Origin of the sequence: Paenibacillus sp. M2, from assembly GCF_046713495.1 — a bacterium.
Lineage (GTDB): Bacteria > Bacillota > Bacilli > Paenibacillales > Paenibacillaceae > Paenibacillus > Paenibacillus amylolyticus_B.
In genome coordinates this window covers 1,551,500-1,574,086 of the sequence record NZ_CP169648.1, presented here as the reverse complement: position 1 = coordinate 1,574,086, position 22,587 = coordinate 1,551,500, and the positions used below count along the sequence as shown (strand labels likewise).

Annotated in this window: 15 protein-coding genes; 1 reads left to right on the top strand and 14 read right to left on the bottom strand. The window is 45.0% G+C overall.

Going from position 1 to position 22,587, the window contains the following annotated elements:
- Positions 1-3: 3 nt before the first annotated feature.
- The 14 genes from ACETMN_RS07035 to ACETMN_RS06970 all read right to left on the bottom strand — a co-directional run bounded on the left by ACETMN_RS07035 (position 4) and on the right by ACETMN_RS06970 (position 19,246).
- Positions 4-216 carry an immunity 17 family protein gene (locus ACETMN_RS07035; RefSeq protein ID WP_047842001.1) on the bottom strand — a complete coding sequence of 71 codons (213 nt, stop codon included), beginning with the start codon at positions 214-216 and terminating at the stop codon, positions 4-6.
- Between the two features lie 132 nt (positions 217-348).
- Complete coding sequence (locus ACETMN_RS07030) at positions 349-5,505, bottom strand: S-layer homology domain-containing protein (protein ID WP_411735936.1); 5,157 nt, start codon at positions 5,503-5,505, stop codon at positions 349-351.
- Between the two features lie 604 nt (positions 5,506-6,109).
- Positions 6,110-7,264: a copper amine oxidase N-terminal domain-containing protein gene (locus tag ACETMN_RS07025; RefSeq protein WP_091015356.1), complete on the bottom strand. Its 1,155-nt coding sequence runs from the start codon at positions 7,262-7,264 to the stop codon at positions 6,110-6,112.
- A 188-nt stretch (positions 7,265-7,452) separates the two neighbouring features.
- Complete coding sequence (locus tag ACETMN_RS07020; protein ID WP_091015357.1) at positions 7,453-8,826, bottom strand: ABC transporter substrate-binding protein; 1,374 nt, start codon at positions 8,824-8,826, stop codon at positions 7,453-7,455.
- A 382-nt stretch (positions 8,827-9,208) separates the two neighbouring features.
- Positions 9,209-10,030 carry a carbohydrate ABC transporter permease gene (locus ACETMN_RS07015; RefSeq protein ID WP_091015359.1) on the bottom strand — a complete coding sequence of 274 codons (822 nt, stop codon included), beginning with the start codon at positions 10,028-10,030 and terminating at the stop codon, positions 9,209-9,211.
- On the bottom strand, positions 10,027-10,989 hold the full coding sequence (locus ACETMN_RS07010; protein ID WP_091015361.1) for a carbohydrate ABC transporter permease: 963 nt from the start codon (positions 10,987-10,989) through the stop codon (positions 10,027-10,029). The genes ACETMN_RS07015 and ACETMN_RS07010 overlap by 4 nt, the downstream gene beginning before the upstream one ends.
- 343 nt (positions 10,990-11,332) lie before the next feature.
- Positions 11,333-13,150: an APC family permease gene (locus ACETMN_RS07005; protein ID WP_091015362.1), complete on the bottom strand. Its 1,818-nt coding sequence runs from the start codon at positions 13,148-13,150 to the stop codon at positions 11,333-11,335.
- 326 nt (positions 13,151-13,476) lie between these two features.
- Entirely contained in the window at positions 13,477-14,322 is an 846-nt protein-coding gene (rhaD, locus tag ACETMN_RS07000) for a rhamnulose-1-phosphate aldolase (RefSeq protein ID WP_091015364.1), read from the bottom strand.
- A 384-nt stretch (positions 14,323-14,706) separates the two neighbouring features.
- The gene (locus tag ACETMN_RS06995) at positions 14,707-15,231 is read right to left on the bottom strand and encodes a GNAT family N-acetyltransferase (RefSeq protein WP_091015365.1); all 525 of its coding nucleotides are present in this window, start codon (positions 15,229-15,231) and stop codon (positions 14,707-14,709) included.
- Between the two features lie 119 nt (positions 15,232-15,350).
- Positions 15,351-16,079 (bottom strand): hypothetical protein, encoded by a 729-nt coding sequence (locus ACETMN_RS06990; RefSeq protein WP_091015367.1) that lies wholly within the window; start codon positions 16,077-16,079, stop codon positions 15,351-15,353.
- A gap of 134 nt (positions 16,080-16,213) precedes the next feature.
- Positions 16,214-16,501 carry a hypothetical protein gene (locus tag ACETMN_RS06985; protein ID WP_091015368.1) on the bottom strand — a complete coding sequence of 96 codons (288 nt, stop codon included), beginning with the start codon at positions 16,499-16,501 and terminating at the stop codon, positions 16,214-16,216.
- Positions 16,502-16,690: 189 nt separating this feature from the next.
- Positions 16,691-17,179 (bottom strand): DinB family protein, encoded by a 489-nt coding sequence (locus ACETMN_RS06980; RefSeq protein ID WP_091015370.1) that lies wholly within the window; start codon positions 17,177-17,179, stop codon positions 16,691-16,693.
- A 27-nt stretch (positions 17,180-17,206) separates the two neighbouring features.
- On the bottom strand, positions 17,207-18,142 hold the full coding sequence (locus tag ACETMN_RS06975; protein WP_091015371.1) for a helix-turn-helix domain-containing protein: 936 nt from the start codon (positions 18,140-18,142) through the stop codon (positions 17,207-17,209).
- 240 nt (positions 18,143-18,382) lie between these two features.
- The gene (locus ACETMN_RS06970; RefSeq protein ID WP_411735935.1) at positions 18,383-19,246 is read right to left on the bottom strand and encodes an AraC family ligand binding domain-containing protein; all 864 of its coding nucleotides are present in this window, start codon (positions 19,244-19,246) and stop codon (positions 18,383-18,385) included.
- Positions 19,247-19,339: 93 nt separating this feature from the next.
- Between ACETMN_RS06970 and ACETMN_RS06965 the strand changes: the two genes are divergently transcribed.
- Positions 19,340-22,459: a glycoside hydrolase family 2 TIM barrel-domain containing protein gene (locus ACETMN_RS06965; RefSeq protein WP_091015375.1), complete on the top strand. Its 3,120-nt coding sequence runs from the start codon at positions 19,340-19,342 to the stop codon at positions 22,457-22,459.
- Positions 22,460-22,587: the final 128 nt, after the last annotated feature.

The window sequence follows — 22,587 nt, the reverse complement described above, 5'->3', positions numbered from 1 at the left end:
TAACTATCCGATCAGTAACAGTAGTACACCAATGACAATCATGACGACACCTAGAATACCATATACTACTCTAGCGCCCTGCCGTCCAATGGTCTTCACAAAAATTCCTGCTCTAAAGCTCTTCATAAACCAGTCCCAATTGTTGATACCTCCGAGCAAACTAAAAATTCCTGCCGCTATGGCAAATAGTGCGATTAAAACGGGTTGATCTTGCATGTCGTCTACACTCCTTCAATATAATCCTGTCTACTATACCTTCACTTGGTGAAAATTAACAGGCATTAACTAGAAAAAACAGCTTGCAGATGAAAGTCTGCAAGCTGTTTTATACCGTCTATATCATTTATTTTATTGCTTTTTCAAATCGCTTGCCGCCAATAACAAGGTTACCACTTCAGCACGTGTTGCTTCAGCGAGTGGGTTAAACATATTCTTCCCTGTTCCCTTCACCAGTCCTGCATCATATGCAGCAGCGATATATGGAACAGCCCACGCCGGTACTTTATCTGCATCCGCGAAACTCAGTGCCGGATTGGACTCCACTGGAAGGCCGAGTGCTCTGACGAGCATAACCGTCATCTCTATCCGCGATACTTTACCCGATGAACGGAACGTATCATCCGTGTACCCACTAATGATGCCTTGATCCACTGCCTGAGCAATAAAGGATTGTGCCCATGCAGGTATCCCAGCGGCATCCTTAAACGTCAATGCCTTGTTGCTGGCTGGAAGTTCAAATGCTCTTCCCAACATCACAATAAATTCGGCGCGTGTCGCTGGTGCATTCGGACGGAAATTACCATCCTGATATCCGTTCACAATTCCTCGGGAAATGGCCTGCTCAATGGCAGCAGCAGCCCAGTGATTTCCGATGTCCTTCAGGTCTACAACAGGTGTGGTTGGTTTAGGAATTTCTCCATTACCCGGAACGGTTGGCGTAGTGGGGTTTGTAGGATTGGTTGGTGTAGTCGGTGTGGTTGGAGTTATAGGCGGAGTAGGTGTTGTAGACCCTCCACCACTGTTACCACTGCCCGGATTACTTCCATTATTGCCGCCACCATTACCAGGATTGCTTCCATTTCCGTCCCCCGGAAGTGGCGCTCCCTTCAAATCCATACTGCGTCCTTCCGTCTTTTGATTGACTGTACCTACACGGTCCAAATGTTCACGGAAAATTTCATAATCGACCAGATTCAATTCGTAGAATCGATTATCATCTTTCGCTATTCTCATAGCACGATAGAAGTCTCCACCGTTAGCCATGAATGAATTGGTAGCAACGATATAATACCCGTTCGGATCAATATCCGAGTACGTACCATCTGCATTCTTAATCTGAACTTTGACCACACGTTGACCCACTTGGGTCACGGTATTGGTCGTTGCATCAATTTTCTCGCTTGGTTTCGTGGAATCGTAGTAGAAACGCATGCCTGCCACTTGTGGGAAGCGCCCTTCTCCCGTTTCCACACCACTAACGCCATTTTCCAGCGCGGCTGTGATTTCCTTGCCTGTCATTTTCAACGCAGACAGGTTATTACCGAATGGCATCACAGTCAGGAGATTACCCAGCGTAATATCACCTGTCTGAAATGAAGCACGAATGCCACCGCCGTTCTGGATCGCGACGTATCCTTTGACGTCGTTTTCCTGAACAATAGATTTCACTTTTTCCAGCATACCATCTGTCATCAGGTTTCCTAAATTGGTTTCCTGTTTCCGCACAGTGCCACGTTCTCCATCCAGGAAGACATTTGTTTTACCGATAATCGTTTTCTTGAACTGTTCCAACTGAGGAGCATATTCTTCCAGCTTGTTTGCAGCTTCCACATCATCAGCATAGATGAATTGGTTGGTAGCATCTTTCGCATCCAGACTCAGCAATTTGCCATTCCACTTCTTCAATATACCTGCTTCATCAAACGTAACATCCAATTGACCAAGAGAAACGTCATATTCCCCAGTCTGCACAACCAAAGTTGGGTCCGCATGGGTATCCACCAAAACTGGTGCGTTCAGAATGGTGTGTGAATGACCACCTACCACAATATCGATTCCTTCTACGGCTTCAGCTAATTTCAGATCCTCAGAGTAGCCAAGGTGAGTCAAAGCAATGATTTTATTAATACCTTCATTTTGCAGCATTTGTACAGTTGCTTGTGCACTTGTCTTGTAATCCGTAAACTTCAAGTCATCTCCTGGTGAAGAAAGAGATACCGTGTCAGGTGTCGTTAATCCGAAAATACCGACTCGCTCACCATTCACTTCCGTAATAATCGCCGGATAGATTTCGGCTTTATCAGCCGGGTTACCGATGCTATTGTTGTACAAACCACTCAAACTCGCATCCTTTGAATAATCAATATTAGCACTCACAAACGGGAACTCTGCTTTTTCAATAAATGATTTCAGTACACTTGGACCTTTATCAAACTCATGGTTACCAAAAGTCATGGCATCATATCCGATCATGTTCATGAACTCCAGATCAGCCAGACCACTAAACAGATTGAAGTACAATGTACCAGAGAATACGTCCCCTGCATCCAGCACCAGAGTATTATCATTGCGTGTTTCCTTAATTGCCGTTACTCGGCGCGGGATGTTATCCAGATGCGCATGCGTATCATTCGTGTGCAGTACGCGCAGGGTGAAGTCCCCTTCTTCCACTGAATCTCCAATACTTAATTGTGCGAGTAGTGGATCATGGTCGCTCACCCGTCCATCTGCTGTCTCAAAATCGGCATTCACATGTACCACTTCGATAGCTGCTGTCTCAGTCAGATTTTTACTCACCAGAATGTGATCCAGTGTCTGAGAGTTTCCATCATAGATGTAGGAATACCGCTGATTTTCTGGTAGTTCGTTTACCAGGTTGTCCAGTTCATCACCTTCAACAATGTTCAATGTATTTGAGAATTGGAAGTCATTGAAATCACCGAGAACGGCGACATTTACATCAGGGTCTTTGTTCAGTAACTCTTTCACAAATCCATTCACCAATGCAGCTTGCTTCGCACGTTGAACTTCACTGCTTCGAGTGGCGGGCTGTATGTTTCCAAAAGGTTTCAGGTCTCCACCTTTGGAATTGAAGTGATTGGCAATCACCACTACACGTTCACCATTGAATTCGAATTCAGCGGCAAGTGGTTTGCGGGAGCTGGCGAACGCCTCATCCCCTGGTGCAATACGACCCGGGTTATTGGAGAGACTGCCGTCAGCTTTGACTGTGATCGCTGTCGTAGCATTTCCTTTTCCGATACCAGTAGCCAACGATACACGGTTCGGTTGATAAAGGAATCCTACACGAATATTGGCACCAGGTGCCCCGCCATCCTTGTTATTTTCCGGAGAAATCTCACTATATCGATATGTTGGTCCGTTGTTCGTTTTGATTGCATCAATTAGAGTCTGAAAACTCTCATTGGACGCTGTTGTGCCCGTGTCGGCATCTCCATCGTTATCCTGAACTTCCATAATGCCAATGATGTCTGGCGTGTTCAGATTATCCACGATAATTTTGCCGATTTTACTGGCTCGTGTGGCATCTTTTTTGCTAAAGTTCTCCACATTAAACGTAGCAATGGTCAGTTTATCTGCCGCTTGTTCAATGGAAGTAGTCGCTTGTTTCGTTTCTCCAGGGATAACTGCTGGCAAACTCCCTTCCGGACTAACCTTGAAATTGCCACTAGAGTAGGTCATTACTCCGACTACATTACCATCCAACTTATCGCCTGTTTTTACTGCTTTGGAAGGTTTCTTGCCGATAAACAGACGCTGCGGATTGAGATCACTCTCATTCACACCTTTCTTGTTATCGGTCAGAATAACACCACCGTTAGGTGTGCGAAGTGGATTGTTCTCACCATTATCCACAACAACGGCCAAACCCGGTTGACTGGAGTAAGGACCTATAATTTCAGGCTTTTCCAGTTCAACACGCATGCCTTCCAGACTTTCATAGAAGTCTATAGCATCCGTCTCCGGACTAAATTCTGCAAAAGAGTCCGAGTCAATGACTGTGGGAATGATTCGTCCATTGACACCCAACTTCACAGGTACAGGTAGATCGACCTTATCTAACACTTTTACAATGGTATTCGCCGTAATTTGCGTGGTGGTTAATTCGTTAACCGCCCCATATTCCGTAACTTTGCCGGATACCTTCACCTGGTTGCCAACGATAACTCCATGACTCGGTTTATAAACCTGAATGGCTTCGGATGTCCGATGATCATCGTCCATCTCATCCGGAAGCTCTTGCATGTAAAAACTGCTTGTACTGATGTAGGTAACAATACCTTCGATATCCTTAACGTCGTATCCGTTAAAAACAGAAGTATGTCCTGCGCCCTGAATATCATGGATACGCAAGTTTTCTTTATCAGGAAGTACTTGATACGTAAAGATGTACACTGCACTGGATTGTCCATTAAGAATGGCAACAGCCTTGATTACGATGTCTTGATCAATCACTATTGGACTACTATACTCGGCGGAAGAAGAAGTAGGCTCTGTATTATCCGTCGTGTAATGTACAACTGCACTCTTGGCTGGAGAGGTTAATGTGACTTCATTGTTCCGGGGAATCCCGCCAGATGGAACACTTGCCAATACAGACAGGCTATTTTCTACAACATCTGCGGCTGTTCTAGGCAAAAGCTCTAATCCGTAATTACTGTTGAAGGTCAGAACGCCCTGCACATATTCGTAGGTTTTGCCAACAGTTAGCGCGGTAGGAGAGTTTTTGGCATAAATCGTCATCTCAGCACCGTGACTATCCGTAGCGTAAAACGTCGAACTACTGCCCCGTGTCACCTGAATATCTCTTACTTCGACAAACATTCCCTCATACTTTTCGCCCGGACCTTTGTTACTTTGGTCTGCTGGTCTGACAAAGTCTGTGGACACCATATTTTTGGGTTCGGGGAGTGTTATATTTTGCTCAGTGACCTTCATGTATCCTTCGGAAAAACCTGACTTATCCTTCTCGATCTGGACGAGTCCGCTGTAGTGGGTAATTGGACCATACACTTCAATACGATCCCCCACGTCAACTTGATTTTTCGCTCGGACTACAATGCCAGCCTCTTCGTCTTGGATATAATAATTCGTGAATTCTCCGGAGAGTTCACTGTACGTTACGACACCTGAAACGGCTACATTTGTATTTGGTGCAAGTACTCGTGCATCAGCAATGGATATGATTCCAGTCCCGTCTGCTTCCTGCACTTCTGCATTATCCGTCTCAGCTGGTTCCTCACTTTTAGTTTCATCCATATCATCATCTTCGTTAGTCGGTGACTCTAGGTCTGACGATTCTTCAGTTGGGACAGCATCCGGTATGGATGTCTCCTGATCACTTGTTTGCGGCTCTTCCGTTACTACACTTTCCTCATCAGCATATGCGGTGCTACTTAATCCACCTATTGGTGCCGCACCTGTAACGACAAGAACGAAAACCAGAAACCCTTGTGCCCAACGTTTCACTTGCTTGTTGTTCATTCGTCCTACCCCCATGTTTTCAACTTGGCAATCATTTGTTCAGCCAGCTTGTACATTAGTTCAAATATAAGATAACTGAATAACAGACTTGTGTAAACAATATTTCTTCGATATGAAATAAAATAGAACATATACATTACAGAAAGAAATCATTTTCTATTATCCAATGCTAATTAGGACTAATTTCAGATCAAATTCATGTCTTTTTGATCTTTTCGGGTCATATCCATGTGCACATTAAACCATTCACGTTAGATAAATTAACATACAAGTTATAAATCGTTTCGTATTTCGACATTTAGTGACAGTCCTCATTTCTTTAAAACCACTAAAACCTGAGTCTTGAGACATGCATTTTCACATGATAAAACGATATGTACGGATCACATTAAATCACCACATTAACTGAGTATAAAAGAGAACTATTAAACGTAAAATCAGTAAGAGTTAATAGAGTGTTAATTATTACCTGATAATAAACAAAGACATATAACCACAACAAAAAAAACCACAAGAACATCTCCAATTACGCTAAGAGATTTTCTTGTGGGATAATATAAAATATGATAATAATTTCACTTTTTCGAAATGTTACAGACGGTCTTCAATACACTTCTGTGTCTGGTGTCAATGTAATATTACTTCCATAGGGTTCAATTAATCCTTGTTGCTCCAAGTACTGATCAACGTATCGATCTGCATTCAGTGAAGTTGACCCGATCCAGTCTGAATATGTTTTTCCAAACATTTTATATAGTATGTCACTAGTATATTCATTACTTAATTCCCCAAAAACAGTATATAACTGTTTTACCGTATTTGTGTGTTTTTTCCCCTCTAAATCGGTCCATGTTACTTTTTTATTCAGATCTACCTTTCTTATATCCTTAGTATATATTTGTACAGTTGACCCATTGACTTTGAAGTACACACGGATGCTTTTTTCGTAAGGATGACCCTTGAGAATGCTCCACCCTTTCATGTCTCCAGTAGCTGGTACAGCATAAAGTTTTCCTTTTGTTGGGGTTGCAGCTGTTACACTATTTTGTTTTTGAGGTTGTTCAATATTAATAGTCATTTTACCTTTACCAATGGATACTTGCATCTGCTTAGCTTTGGAATTATAAGTCAAATTTCCATCCAGAGCATCTGAGAGAACAGAAGCAGGAAACAAAGTTACGCCATTTTGAACAAGCAGTGGGGACTTGAGAGTTAATGGCTCTCCATTTAACGTTGCTTTAGTTCCCGTTTTCGGGAGAGTTAATCTGGTAGAACCAACTTTAATCTCGAAGACGTCCTGTTGAGCAATGTAACTAACACTCCCTCCCAGTGCCTTGAATACCTCTTTCATCGGAACAAGAGTCACACCATTTTTTATGTATCCTCCATCAATTGCTTCATCCAAGCTACCTGAAATAGTAACTGATCTTTCAACATTTTCGACTTTAACAGTAATTGTTGAAGAACCTACACCTATTACCTTTACCATCCCAGTGCTCAGCACTTGAAGTATATGAGGTTCACTGATCGTATAATCTGTTTTTGTAAGACCTGTATTTCTTCTGTAGTATGGATCGTTATCGCTATGTATTGAATTTTCATCATCATACACAACAACTATATTAAGATTAATCTTACCACCGACCGAAACTGAAGTATTAGGGATGAGTTCAATATTTTTAACTTTAAGTTCCTCCGCATAAACACTTGAAACAAACAACAACATAAATGCCATCATTAGAACCGTTACTCTTTTCATTCACTTGTACTCCTTCTTATTTTTATTATTGTCCATTGCTTTTCATGAATCCATTTATTGGGATACCCCTTTCAGCTTCCTATTCTATTTTCGGATGCATTAACAAAAAATGTTAGTCTTTTTCTTTAGTAGAACAAAAAAATTGAATGCAGCTTAATCACTGCATTCAACATGGATATAAATTTAGATTATTTCTTCACCGTACTGTTATACTGCGCAATTTTGTCTGTAATTTGTTTGGCTGCTGCATCCAATGCTTCCTGTGGTGTACCTTGTCCATTCAGGACGGTTTCAATCGCTCCTTCGACAAGTTGTCGAGCTTCCGGGAATACGCCCATCAAAGCCCCGGATGTTGCTGTCGAATCTGCTGAAGCGTGTAATTGGTCGACTGCTGTCTGGAATTGCGGGTACTTCGCCATATTATCCTTTAATACTTGCTCATTGTAGGCTGCTGTCGTAATAGGGAAGTATCCTGTCGCAACGCTCCAGTTCGCTTGTACCTCTGGTGTAGCCAAGTACTTGATGAACTCCCATGCCGCTTGTTGTTGTGCTTCCGATTTGTTGTTCATGATGTACAAGCTCGCTCCACCCACTACAACGCCGCCTTCTTTGGCATCTGCTGGACGAGGCAGGAAACCTGTTCCCAGTTCAAACTTGCCACCTGAACCTTCTACGATTTTGCGCAGGCCAGCCGTGGAATCCAGAGTCATACCAATCTGCTGAGCGGTAAATGCTGCTGTTGTATCGTCTGTGCTACGCCCCAGATTGGAGAGGGTTTTCTCGTCGATCATCTTTTTCCACCACGTTAATGTCTTCACGCCTGCTTCGGAATTCAACAGAGACTCTGTAGCTGCTTCGGTTCTTCCGTTACCATTGTTTACATAATCTGCATTCTGGTTTGCAAAGAACTGTTCCATGAACCAGCCGTAGATCGCCATGGACGCACCTGGCTTGCCGTCTTTCGCCAGTGCTTTCGCCGCCTGCTCAAACTCTTCATACGTCTTCGGCGGGTTCTCCGGGTCCAGACCAGCTGCTTTGAACATATCCTTGTTGTAATACAGGATCGGGTTGGATGTGTTAAACGGCATGGCATTCAATTTGCCATCGATGGTGTAATAACGGATGATGTTTGGTTCCAGTTGGGACAGATCGAACTGATCCTTGTCGATGAACTGTTGTACCGGCGTAATCATGCCTGAATCAATCATGAACTTGCTGCCGATCTCGTAGACCTGGATAATGTCAGGACCGCTGTCTGAGCCCATGGATGCTTTAAGTTTGTTCAGACTCTCATCGTACTTCCCTTGATAGATGGGCTTCACCTGAATGTCCGGATGACTGGCGTTAAAGTCGGAGGCGAGTTGATTAATGGCTTTCTCCCCAGCCCCGGACATGGAGTGCCACCACGTCAGTTGTGTTGTTTCGGCGGCAGCAGCTTCTGCTTGAGCGCCACTCGCCGGGCTGCTTGTTTCAGCTTTTGTTCCGCAAGCGGAGATAACCAACATGAGTGCAGTCAGCATTAATGCAAATGTTCCTCTTTTTTTCAACCGAAATCCGTTCATAATCGCTCTCCTTTTATATGGCTCGCGTAACAATAAGTGCATAGGTGCTGCAAGATGGCCGTTCCGGATATGAATCGTTCTTTTGATCGCTGTTATCCCCGGATTTTTTTCATTCCCTCTCAAAGGGGAAAATCCGGGGATAAAGGCGAACGCTTCGCTTCTTCAGAATCGATTCTTCTCCTTCACTACTTTTGCAGCTCTTCAAGAGACTTATTGAAAATGCGAGCCTCATTTTATTCGCTCCTGGTATCCAACCCTTAAGATCTTGTACGAAGATACAAGGTTAATTCAAAATCTTTAATACAGAACCTTTAGATTAAAAACTTAAGATCAAAACCTTCAGATCTTCCATTCACTTAAATACTCGTAAAACCTTCTCTCCTTACCCCTTCAACGCGCCTGCGGCCATTCCGCGGACAAGCTGTTTCAGTCCGAAGATCAGGAGAAGTAAGGATGGTAGAATCACCATTGCGGTTCCGGCAAATACCAGATTCCATGCTGTGGATTCCTGGAACTCCAGCATCGAGATCCCGATTTGTGCGGTTCTCATCTCCGGTGTATTTGTCACCAGCAGCGGCCAGAGATACGAATTGTACATGCTTAAGAATGAATAGATTGCCAGTGTACCCAGTGCTGGACGGGACAATGGCAGGACATGCGATATGAAATAGCGGATATGGCCACAACCGTCGATCCTCGCTGCTTCGAACAACTCCTTGGGTAGCTGCATAAAGAACTGTCTGAGCAGGAATGTACCAAACGCCGTTGCCAGAAACGGCACCGTAAGCCCCTGGTAACTATCCAGCCAGCCCCAACTGCGAACCGTTAGGTAATTGGGAATCATCGTCACTTCCCATGGAATCATCATCGTTGCGACAAACATGCTGAAGATGACGTTTTTGCCTTTGAACTGCATTTTCGCAAAAGCATAGGCTGCCATACTCGCTGTAATCAATTGACCAATTGTTGTCAGTCCTGCGACAAGGAAGGTATTACCGATAAATCGACCGATCGGAACAATATCGAATACTTCGCTAAAGTTGGACAGATCGATGGAGTTCGGAATGATATGCGGCGGATAAGCACTCGCATCTTCCGGCGTCATGACAGCCATGAAAAAGGTGTACATCACCGGATACAGCACAAGCGCTGCACAGATCGTCAGTAATCCATATAACAGCGTTTTGGTCCATGTCGCACTCATTGGTAATGCACTTTCCTTTCTACCCATTTGAACTGGATCAGGGTCAGCAGCATAATTACCACGAACAGGATCAGTGCCTGTGCACTACCTGTACCAAAGCGGAAATTAACGAAGGCTTCCTGATAGATGGAATATACAAAAACATTTGTACTGTCCATCGGGCCACCCCGGGTTAGAATGTTGATCTGACCGAACGATTGAAAAGCACCAATGATCGATACGACCGTAACAAAAAATAACGTTGGTGACAGTAGCGGCATTGAGATTTTACGAAACGTAAGCAATGCTCCTGCGCCATCAATCTTGGCACTCTCGTAGATCTCATCCGGTATGCCTGCCAAACCACTGGATAGAATAATGTAGTTAAATCCGAGGTTCATCCAGATGGTCATGATGGAGATCGAGATCAATGCCCAGTCCGGGCTGGTAAGCCAAGGGATTGGGTCAATGCCTACTTTACCAAGCAGATAATTCAGCATGCCCAGGGTCGGATGAAATAGAAACTTCCAGATCACCGCTGACGAGCCCACGGATAACACCACGGGCAGAGAGAACACAAATTGAAACACACGCATTCCCTTGAACCGGTTGTGGGTCAGTGCAGCCAGAATCAGAGCAGCCAGCATGCCCGTGGGGACTGTAAACAGCACAAATAGTAACGTCACTTTCATCCCTTGCATAAACAGTCCTGATTGGAAAACTGCCTTGAAGTTATCCAGTCCTACATAAGCGGCAATCTGTCCCGTCGGATCTGTGGAATGCAGACTGAGGTACACGGACTTAAACATCGGGTAAAACAGGAACACTGCAAACAAAAGCAGCGATGGTGCCAGGAAACCATAGGCCAGCAGATTCTCCCGCATTCGCTGCACACGCAGCGAGGTTGCCCGGCGCTCACTCGTACCTGATACACGCCGTTTGGCCGCGGGCAAGCTGATCCGGTTATCAAGCTCACTCATCGGATTTTCATCCCCCTTGTTTCACGCATTCAGTGTGTGTGAAATGTTACATCCACTTCAGCACCACGTTATCTAGTGTAAGAGTCGAATGTCACAGCAAAATTCATTCTGAATCAACGTAACGTTAATCATGGACAAGGGACTTTACGAAATAAGGGATTAACAATAAACCGAAGTCGGAATTCAAATTCACGACAAAAAACCGCAAGAACTCCCCTGTTTGGAGATGTCCTTACGGTTATATGTGTAAATGGAATATGAACATTAGTCCATTAATAGAAGTGACTCATTTTACAATAATCTGTAAATCTTCCAAACGGGGTGAAGCGTTGAACCGTTCGAGTTACCGATTAAGATGATATGGCACCGTGGTGACAATCACGTCTTTGTAATTGATCAGATAGGCCCGGATCATGAAGCTGGTCTGGTTGTGCAGTACATTTTGCCACCAGTGCTTGGTGATGAATTGCGGAATCAATACGGTGATGTGATCGGTCTCAGCCGTTTTCCACTCTACGGTATCAATGAATTTCTTCAGCGGCCCCATAATGCTGCGGTATCTCGATTTGATCACGACCAGACGAACACCAGGATTCCACTCTTCCCACTTCTGCTCCATCTTGCGTATGGCCTCATCATCGAATCCAATATACAGCGCGACCACGTGATCCGACATCGTCTGCGCATAACTGATCGTATTCATGACGACCCGGGTAATGCCTGCAACAGGAATGATAATGGTATTGCCTTTGTGGGCTGGTTTTTCCACCTGAATGTCAATTCGCAGCTCATCGGCAATGTTGCAATAGTGACGGTGAATACGCATGAACACATAGACAACGAGTGGCAAAAAGATAAAGATGACCCATGTCTGTGTGAACTTGGTGAAAATAAAGATCAGGGTAATCGATAATGTAGTCAGCATACCGATCGTATTAACGAGCAGTTTCATCTGCCAGCCAGACGGCTTGACTTTGATCCAGCGAATCATCATACCCAGCTGCGACAGGGTAAATGGAATGAACACCCCTACCGCATAGAGCGGAATCAGGCTTTCCGTATTTCCTTTGAACCCGACCACCAGCAGCGCAGACATCACACTGAGGAAAATGATCCCGTTCGAGAAACCAAGGCGGTCTCCTCTGACCATAAATGCATGCGGCATGTATTTGTCCTTCGCCATCATGAAGGATAGTAGCGGAAAAGCCGAATATGCTGTGTTGGCAGCCAGGAACAGGATCAGTGCCGTTACACCCTGAATGATAAAATACATCGTACCCCTGCCAAACGTCGCTTCAGCAATCTGGGAAATGACCGTTGCTTTGGGATCAGGCTTCACTCCGTACCCATAAGCCAGTAAGGTGATGCCGATGAACATGGCTCCTAATATACAACCCATAAGCAGTAATGTACCCGCGGCATTTTTCTCGGCAGGCTGCTTGAAGTTCGGGATCGCGTTACTTACCGCTTCCACGCCAGTCAAGGCCGAACAACCGGAGCTGAATGCTTTCAATAACAGAAACATACTCACATGGGATAGACTTGTTCCGAATTCTGGTGCTGCTGCTTCCATGCCCCCGGCAAGAAATTTGATTCCACCCGAGATAATCAGAATTGCAATTGAAAAGATAAACAGATAAATGGGGATCGCCAGCACAGACGCTGACTCCGTCACTCCCCGCAAATTCATAATGGTTAGAAAAACAATCATAATCAGAGCAATCACAACACTGTAGTCATGCAGCATAGGAAAAGCCGATGTAATCGCATCCGTGCCTGCGGACGAACTTACCGCAACGGTCAAAATATAATCGACCAGCAGAGATCCTCCGGCAATCAGGCTGGATGTTGTACCCAGGTTATCCTTGGCTACGATATAAGCGCCGCCCCCTGTTGGATAAGCAAATATCGTCTGGCGATAGGAAAAAATTAAAATGACGAGTAATCCCAGCACGGCGATGGAAATCGGAACAGAATACCACAGGGCGGCGAATCCGGCCGCAACAAGCACCAGCAAAATCTGTTCCGTACCGTAGGCAACGGACGATAGGGCATCCGAGGACAGGATGGCGAGTGCCTTCCATTTCCCCAATTTTTCTCCATCCAGTTCAGCCGATTTCATTGGCTTGCCTATTAAGATTCTCTTCATTTTGCCAAGCATGATCATAACTTCCTTCCATCTCTCATCTGTGAAGCATTGTTATTATGCAAAATCGCAGAGCCGTTGACAATACGTCATTTCACCCGAATTTCGCCAGCGCGTGATAATGCATCCTACGATTCAATAATCGATAACAAAGCCATTCTTGTTCAGCAATTTGAACTTTTTTGAACCAAAATGACGTTTGTTCGTCAAAAAAAAGGAAATGACCTTCGGTTCAATGAACCAAAGACCACTTCCTTGATCTATGCGTTGACTGTACAGCAATATAATTTCCCTGCATCTGCCTTGTCCAGACCTGTGCAGCTTCTTTCTTCAGCTTCTATTTATCTGTCCAAAATGCCGTGACGAGGAGTAACACCAAACGCTTGCGCCAGTGTGGTCAGTTGCTCATCCGTAATTCTCTGCCGGATCTCGTGACCAGCAACCAGCATATATACTTGGGCTGCCTTCTCAATGGTCTCAATCAGACCAAAAGCTTCATCAATTGTTGTACCTGTTCCAAAGATGCCATGTTGCGGCCAGATGACCGCGTGGTATTCTTTCATTTTCTCAGCCGTTTCGCGGCCAATCTCGATAGATCCAGGAATCATCCATGGAATAATGCCAATGCCATCCGGGAATACAACCACACACTCTGTGCACATCTGCCACAGCGTCTTCGTGAATTTTGCTTCATCCAACTCGTGGATAAACGTCATAGCCAATACATGAGTGGCATGATTGTGCATGACAACCCGGTGGTTCGGGTCCAATTTCAAACGTTCGATATGGCTCATGAAATGCGTAGGCAACTCACTTGTTGGGTTCGCGCCCGACTTCAATCCCCAGAGCACTTCCAGCTCCTGTCCATCTTGCGATACACGCAGCAAGCCTAGATTACTCTCCGGATCAGCGAGTACATTTTTGAAATATTTGCCCGATGCGGTCACGATAAAATACTTGCCTGCCAGCTCCTGTATCGAAAATGCTGGTTTGATCTTGCGAATCACATGATGGATATCGATATATTGGGCTACTTCCTCTTCCTCCAGCAGATAGCTGACATTACCACCATTGCGCTCATCCCAGCCATTTTTCCACATATGCTGTGTAATCTCGGCCATCTCTCGAACAAATGGAATATCGAAACCTGCAGCCTTTGTTGTGTCATTCGTAAGGGTCACGTTCATGATCAATCTCTCCTTATATTGAAAATAATATGACTTGCCACGTACATAGTAAGTTCCTTATTTCACATTCATTATACCTTTGTTTATCTTTGTTAGTCAATAAAAAACACAGAAATAACCTTTTACTTATTTTTGTTTAGTTTTGTTTATTTGAAAATAAAACAAAAAAATACCCCACCGGCGCCCGGCGGGGTCAGTCACACATCTATTTAACACGAGAAGGGGTTTACAAGAGTTATCATACCTCTGCTACCTTAATAGAAGCTGAAAGCGAAATAAAAAAAGCATGAAAAGCAAGCTGACCCAGTAAGGAGCACATACCTCTTTGAATCGGATTCACGTTAAGTGTGATACGCTGAGGCCTGTCCATACTCCGAAGAAGATTTAAGAACTTTGGAGCATATACGATGGATGCATCTTTCCTGTCGGTTCATAACGTTCATCACCTGTATACTCAAATCCCAGCTTGATCAAGATGTGACGTGACACTTCATTATCCGGATGATGCCCGGCAAACAGTGCCTTCACGTTCATTTTGTCAAAGGCATAACCAATCACCGCCCGCGCCGCTTCCTGCGCATACCCTTTGCCCCAGTGATCCCGGGTTAGATGAAATCCCAATTCATAGATCTCCTCTTCTGGAGAATACGGACGCAGGCCACAACAACCGACAAACACATCCGACTCTTTCTCAAAGAGCGGCCAATATTGCACACCCGCTTCCTTTTGCCTTTGAATCTCCTGTGTTAATCGCGCTTCTACTTCATCCTCACTCAGAAATCCCTTGCTGCTAATCCACTTGGCAACCTCATGATCGCCCCACAACGCAAATGCCAGCGCACGATCTCCTTCATTCCACGTCGCACATTCCAACCGCTCGGTTTCAAATAAAATTGTTCTGTTCATCATCCACTAACCTCCTGTATGCCAACACAAATCTGCGTGCCGCCTATACCTTAAATTAATCGAATGACCGTCGGGGTAAACAACATTTATAATCTGTATATGTTCATTCCTTGTAATAACACTTATAATTGCTTAGCCAATCTCTCAAATTGATTAATGTGAGGCTTGATCTCTTTTTCTATACTTTTTATAAAAGAACTAAATTGCTTAGGATTGTACTCATCTCCAACACCAACACTTTTATATACTTTTCCCTTTTGATATGTAAACGAGAATATATAACCCTTCTTCAGATCATTCCAAATGTCTCCGGCATAACCTAAGATTTCAAATCTTAATTTTGAATCTTTGTAAGCAAAATAATATGGCGGATCATATTCTCCATTTCGTACATCATAACCTGCAATCCACTGATCTTTGGCAAATGTTCCTGTTTGGATTCGTGATTCCAGCCTTTCTCCAGTCAAAGCTATTTCGTTAATCTCAAGTTTACCTTGACCATCTTTCTTGTCGTTCTTCCAGTTCCCGTCATACTTGGACTCTATAATTCTGTCCTCACCGCGTGTTATCACTTTATATATGCCATGTCCTGAACGTTTCCCTTGGGCCCAGCTTCCTTTATAGGTTTTGGTTTTTCCCCAGGTCATGGTTCCACTACCGTGAGGTTTTCCATTTTTGGTCTCTCCATAAAATGTAGCCCCATTGCCATACTCTAGGGTGGTCATCTCAGTCGTCGCCTGAGCAACATGTGGTGACAGGATTACAGACAATCCTAAGGTTGCCCCCAAAATGCAGATGAACATCTTTCTAAACATCAAATCTCCCTTTCTCTCGCTGTATAAAAAATTCATTCTTATAACAACCTATTAATCAAATAATAAGACTCTAGTATAATATCACTTTCAATCCAGAAGGTTCCACATCAAAAAAGAAGACCCCCGTCGACAAGATATCCGACAGAGGTCAATTAGACCCGCAACAACAATTAGAAATCAGATGTTGCCACTTGAATCGTACCTGTTGAAGCACCAGCTGCACTAGTCAATAAGGCAGCTACGAGCAGCAAGTGTACAGACAGTGTAAGGCTGTTGCCGGCAGGAATTAAATACGTGATGACAGGTGCATTCACGCGAGTAACAACCAACTCAACTGCAAACGGACCAAAGTTGTTAACCGTGATACTGGCATTAGTGCCCCCAGCCAAATTCTCATAGTAGGATTTGCCCACACCTGCTGCCAAATTATAAAACTGTTGTGGTAAAAGGATGGCCATTGAAATCACCTCCTTTTGCTTTGATACGGTATTCTATGCTTGAAATCTATTAAAGCAACGGTGAATTACCAGCGTCATAATGTCCAATTTTAATAGACTTCATAGATTGATAGACGAATGTACGCAAAAAAAGCCCCACCGGACCATCCGGTGGAGCCAACTCAGCTTACTTTAATAGTACAAGTCTAACTACGCATACAGCATGTAGAAATTCAATTCATGACCCTGCTGCTTGAGATAGTTATAGAGCTGCGAACGGTGATGGAACACATGTGTCAACGTTTCAATCTGCCATTGCGCCTGCAAATGACCGTGTTCCATATAGAAAGCTTTGGTAGAGCGGTTCAAATAATCTTCTTCACTTAATCCCGTGATATAGGCTTTGTAGGATTCAAAATTACTCCACAATGTTGCTTCCAGCTTCTCAATATCCTGGTTCCCGGACATACTGTTCTCCACTAGCCCAACCTCAGCTTCACCTTGTTCTTGCATGATGGCAAGATCAGATGCGGTGATCTGGATAAAATGATGTACAAGCTCCACCAATGAACGCATATTCTCCTGTGGACGATAAGACCAATCCTCCGAACGGATCAAGCGAATTAACGAAGCCCCCGTCCTTACTCCTGTTTCCAACTCATTTAACAAGTGATCCCGAATCTGCAATGTTCCATTCATATATGATGTCTCCCTTATCTTTTATTCTCACGACTTCAGTATAACCGAAGGTGCTACAGATCTATTGTACAAATCGGACAACATCCTGCCGTGTTCTCTGGCTGCCGTCAACGGAGTCTCTCCATAAAACTTGCGAAATTGCCGAATCAGATGGGCTTGGTCAAAAAAACCATGATTCTGGGCAATCATTGCCCAGTCTGCCGTGTTCCCCTGATGAATATCACTCAGCACACGATGAAAACGAACCACCTCACTGAATCGTTTGGGGCTGATTCCGACCCATTCCGAGAACTTGCGATGCAACTGCCGCTCACTGATCACTTCACGCATCGCCAGCTCTTGAACACTCATACGTCCCCCATCTATAAAGATGCGGTGCAGCACGTTTTTCATCAAATTGTTCTCAGATGTGCTTGCCTGTAAGGGCAACGGACTCAAGTACGCATTCATAACCTCTACTCGCTCTGCAAAACTATTCGTTTTGGCCATCCGTTCCTGAAGCTCGTTCAGCTTCTCCGGCCAACATTCCTGAAGGGTAATTCGCTTATCCGTAAACCACTCCAGAGGCATGCCATGGAAGACATGCGCTCCACCCGGGAAGAACCGGACACCAAAGGTGTAGTCTCCAGCAGGAGGACCATGAACGGTTGGCTCAGGTAGAGCGAACGGCAGTGTATAATTGCCACAGTAAGCATAGGAGTGCTCTTGACAGACCGGGTCGTATGTAATCAGCATATCCGTGCAACCATCCGGCAATACCCGAGCAGGCACAGTCATCACCGATGGCTCTCGATCTTCACCCGAAGTAACATCCGCATGCGAGTTCGGAAGAGATCCAGATTCCCAATAACAGGCCACATAAGCCATCAGACCGGCAGCAGGTATTTTCTCAACATAATAACTGTTAGGGTACGTTCCATTCATCTGAATCGGCTTAAACAACGGGTGCAGACTATGATCCACAATTCCATCCTCCGGTCACTAGAGTTGGTTACACATTATGTATTCATCTATCATACCACCAACCGAAGAAATGAAGAAAAAAAGTGCCCTACCGGAGGACAATCCGATAGGGCCAGTCACACATCTATTTAACACGAGAAGGGGTTTACAAGACTTATCTTACCTTCCCAACCTTAATAAAAACTGAAATTGGGATGAATAACAGATCAAAATTCAAAATAAAGAACAAGATTCAGACTTTCAATTCAGTCCATGCAGTTTGCGAAAACGTTCGGGACTCATGCCTGTATGCCTTTTGAACATCGCACAGAAATAACTGGCGTTCTCGTAACCCACTCGATCAGCAACTTCATATATTCGGAGCTCTCTCTCACTGAACATAAGTTGTTTGCTTCGATTGATCCGTTCCTGGTTCACGTAAAATACAGGTCTGGTATGGAGCGCCTTCTGAAACAGCCTGCACAAATATTGGGGAGATACCACAGCCACATCGGCCAGTTCCTTCAGCGAAAGTGAACGATCCAGATGCTCTGCGATATAACGCAGCACAGGCTTCAAGCGCTCCAGTTCATCATTATAATTGGCGGATGCGATGAGCAGTGGCTTCAGATCCAGCAGCAGGGCATATAATTGTTTGGAGCATTCCACATCGTAATCTGCGTAATCCGTGGTATCCCCATTCTCTCTAACCAGAAGTTGCTCCAGGCCACGTAACAGCGTGGCTGTTCTGAGTCTGCACACGCGTGAACCGGTTATTCCCGCATAAGATAATAACTGGCTGGCCTCTCTCCCCTGAAACGAGACCCAAGCCAACTCCCAACGATCACTGATGGGCATATATTGATGCGGGACATCAGGATACAAAAAGAAAACGTCACCCGGTCCGACGATATACTCTTCGTCTTGTATAATCAGTCTCCCCTGGCCACTAATAATCTGATGGATCTGATAATCCGGGAATCCCTCTGGACGCTCGGTTTCATATTGGTGTTCCCAGTAACCAACCGTGGTCATATAGATCGGCAGGCGAGCAGCTTCTTCTGTTTTACCAAAAAAAATCCGGGTATCCATCCAGTACACCACTTTCTTCAGTGTTAGTTTCATATTGTGATATATATGGGCAATATTCTTTATTCTCTAAGTCATCATTCAATTCTATAATGACAATATTATAACATTTCAGAAGGAGTTGCTGTTATGCGAAACAAACTGGTATACACCCCTCCGGCAAATGGATACCCGGAATGGAACAATAATCCCGAGACTTTTCAAGTAGGCCGTCTACCCGCACATGCGTCTATGGTAGCGTTTCCATCTATAACAGAAGCATTGTCCAATGATTCCAGCGCATCGCCATGGTACGAATCACTGAATGGTCCATGGAAGTTTGCCTTTGCGGAGACACCGGAGCAACGGATTGCATCCTTTTATGAGAACAACTATGACGCCAGTGACTGGGACGAGATCGCTGTTCCTTCCAACTGGCAGCTACAAGGTTACGATTATCCTCAATATACGAATATGACGTATCCGTGGGTCGAGCGCGAGCCTGAATTGAAGCCACCCTTTGCACCAACAACTTATAATCCGGTGGGTTCGTACATCCGCACGTTTACTGTTCCTGCGGACTGGAAAGACCGGCCTGTCCTGCTGCACTTTGAGGGCGTTGAATCTGCCTTCTATGTATGGGTCAACGGGGAACTCGTCGGTTATAGCGAAGACACGTTTACACCCGCAGAATTTGATATCACCTCATATCTGACGGAAGGTGAAAACAAGCTGGCTGTGGAGGTATATCGCTGGTGTGATGCGAGCTGGCTGGAAAATCAGGATTTCTGGCGGCTAAGCGGCATATTCCGTGGTGTATACCTGCATTCACCTTCCCCGGTTCAGATCGCCGATTTCTTTGTTCGCACTGAACTGGATGATGCCTATCAGGATGCGGAGCTGCTGTTGGATGTGAAATTATTCAATCATAATGCGGTGCAGACGACTGCCGGATTGTCCGTTCAGGCACAGCTCTATGATGCACAACAGCAGACTGTACTGAAGCAACCACTTACTGCGGCGGTCACTTTCCAGGGCGAGGATGAACTTTCATTCCAGTTGTCAGCAGAGGTTATCAATCCGCTTCTATGGAGCGCCGAGACCCCCCATCTATATACACTTGTGCTGTCCATTCAGAATGAATCGGGCGAAATACTGGAGGCTGTTCGCAGCCGGATCGGATTCCGCAAGTTTGAACTGAAGGATGGCCTGATGCAAATCAACGGCAAACGCATTGTGTTCAAGGGCGTCAATCGTCATGAATTTTCCCCGGATAAGGGTCGAGCCATTGGTCGGGAAGACATGATCCGTGACATCGAGTTGATGAAATCCTATAACGTTAACGCTGTGCGTACATCCCATTATCCGAATCAGTCACTCTGGTACGAACTGTGTGATGAATATGGCCTCTATGTCATTGACGAAACGAATCTGGAGACTCACGGTACCTGGGATTATGGGCAAAAGGAAATGAATGAAAACAATATTCCCGCAAGTAAGCCGGAATGGCGTAGTAACGTAATAGATCGCTGTAACTCGATGTTCCAACGGGACAAAAACCATCCGTCCGTTATTATCTGGTCTCTGGGTAATGAATCCTTCGGCGGCGATAACTTCATCGCCATGTACGATTATCTGAAACAAGTCGATCCGACCCGTCTCGTTCATTATGAAGGGACTTTCCATTATCGCCCTTCTGATTCGGCAAGTGATATTGAATCCACAATGTATATCAGCCCACAAGATGTGGAGCAATACGCGCGCATGAAGGGTCCGAAGAAACCTTATATTATCTGCGAATACAGCCATGCCATGGGTAACTCTTGTGGAGGTCTGCATCTGTATTGGGATTTGTTCGATAAATATGATGTGTTGCAGGGTGCATTCATCTGGGACTGGGTCGATCAGTCCATTCGTACCACTACGGCAGACGGTGTAGAATATTTTGCTTATGGCGGCGATTTCGGTGAATCTCCTCATGATGGCAATTTCTGCGGAAACGGACTGATTCTGGCCGACAAGACAGTTACACCGAAGCTGGAAGAAGTGAAGAAATGTTATCAGAACGTTCGTATGGAAGCCATTGACGTCAAAGAAGGCTTGCTGCGCATTCGAAACCAGTTCCTGTTCACGGATCTGAGCGAATACTCACTGGTATGGACACTAGCACATAATGGCGTGTCTGTAGAGAACGGCACGTTGGACATCGCGGTACCTCCTGGCGAATCGACTGAAGTCCGTATCCCTTACACACCATCATCCGATCTGTTCAAAGAAGCGGTATTGACTGTATCTCTGGTAACCAAAGTTGCAACCAAATGGGCAGGAACAGGTCATGAAATCGGCTGGGATCAGTTCGTGGTATCTCCGCGATTGCGTCCAATCCAACTGGTACACCAAGGACAAGACAATTCGCCACAGGTACAGGATCTGCAAGATGAATTGAAAGTAGCTATAGGTCAAGTCACGTTGAGCTTTAACCCGACTACTGGCGCGTTGACGTCTTATCAGATCAATAATCAGGAGCAATTGCTGGCACCTGTCCGCCCGAATTTCTGGAGAGCCATGACAGACAATGATATGGGGAACCGCCTGAATGAGCGTTCTGCCTTCTGGAGAGATGCTCACGCTACCAGCAGATTAATTCGCTTTGAACACCATACAGACGAGCAAGGCATTCTAGTGACGAGCGATTATACGTGGGATCAACATCCGGGATGTACGCTGTCTATTACGTACCGAATTAGTCCGGATGGCGTGCTCGAAATCAGCCAAACTCTTATTCCAGGCGAGGGCCTACCCGATCTACCGGAATTTGGTATGCTGCTGCAACTGAATAGCAGCCTGGATACGATATCCTGGTACGGCAGAGGTCCGCATGACAACTACGCAGACCGTCTAACCAGTGCACGTCTTGGCTATTACACAGGTGCGGTTCGAGATCAATTTGTTCCATATCTGAAACCACAAGAGTGTGGTAACAAAACGGATGTACGCTTTGCCGAAATTACGTCAGCGGATGGTCAAAGTGGCCTTCATGTTGAAGCCAACATACCATTTGAAATCAATGCGTTGCCGTGGACACCGGAGGAACTGGAAGCAAACGACCATGTGTACAAATTACCTCAGAGTATACAGACTGTCGCTCGCATCAATTACAAACAAATGGGTGTCGGCGGAGACGATAGCTGGGGCGCACGTACCCATGCTGAATACACCTTGCCAGCCAACCGAGCGTATTACTTCACCTTTACGTTAAGACCTGTATAACATCAAGCAAGCACTGCTGGCAGCATGCCGACAGTGCTTTTTTTTGTTGGGGCAGTGAGTAGTGAGAGTTTGAAGTTTTCCATGGGAACATTATAATGAATGAGGTGCAAGAAAAGATCTTTATTAGC

Bases quoted from the DNA above. Each gene is read 5' to 3' on its own strand.
- ACETMN_RS07015 (WP_091015359.1), bottom strand. From the start codon at position 10,030: ATGAGTGCGACATGGACCAAAACGCTGTTATATGGATTACTGACGATC.
- ACETMN_RS07020 (WP_091015357.1), bottom strand. From the start codon at position 8,826: ATGAACGGATTTCGGTTGAAAAAAAGAGGAACATTTGCATTAATGCTG.
- ACETMN_RS06970 (WP_411735935.1), bottom strand. From the start codon at position 19,246: ATGAAACTAACACTGAAGAAAGTGGTGTACTGGATGGATACCCGGATT.
- rhaD (WP_091015364.1), bottom strand. From the start codon at position 14,322: ATGAACGTGACCCTTACGAATGACACAACAAAGGCTGCAGGTTTCGAT.
- ACETMN_RS06990 (WP_091015367.1), bottom strand. From the start codon at position 16,079: ATGAATTTTTTATACAGCGAGAGAAAGGGAGATTTGATGTTTAGAAAG.
- ACETMN_RS07025 (WP_091015356.1), bottom strand. From the start codon at position 7,264: ATGAAAAGAGTAACGGTTCTAATGATGGCATTTATGTTGTTGTTTGTT.
- ACETMN_RS07035 (WP_047842001.1), bottom strand. From the start codon at position 216: ATGCAAGATCAACCCGTTTTAATCGCACTATTTGCCATAGCGGCAGGA.
- ACETMN_RS07030 (WP_411735936.1), bottom strand. From the start codon at position 5,505: ATGAACAACAAGCAAGTGAAACGTTGGGCACAAGGGTTTCTGGTTTTC.
- ACETMN_RS06965 (WP_091015375.1), top strand. From the start codon at position 19,340: ATGCGAAACAAACTGGTATACACCCCTCCGGCAAATGGATACCCGGAA.
- ACETMN_RS07010 (WP_091015361.1), bottom strand. From the start codon at position 10,989: ATGAGTGAGCTTGATAACCGGATCAGCTTGCCCGCGGCCAAACGGCGT.
- ACETMN_RS06985 (WP_091015368.1), bottom strand. From the start codon at position 16,501: ATGGCCATCCTTTTACCACAACAGTTTTATAATTTGGCAGCAGGTGTG.
- ACETMN_RS06980 (WP_091015370.1), bottom strand. From the start codon at position 17,179: ATGAATGGAACATTGCAGATTCGGGATCACTTGTTAAATGAGTTGGAA.
- ACETMN_RS07005 (WP_091015362.1), bottom strand. From the start codon at position 13,150: ATGCTTGGCAAAATGAAGAGAATCTTAATAGGCAAGCCAATGAAATCG.
- ACETMN_RS06995 (WP_091015365.1), bottom strand. From the start codon at position 15,231: ATGATGAACAGAACAATTTTATTTGAAACCGAGCGGTTGGAATGTGCG.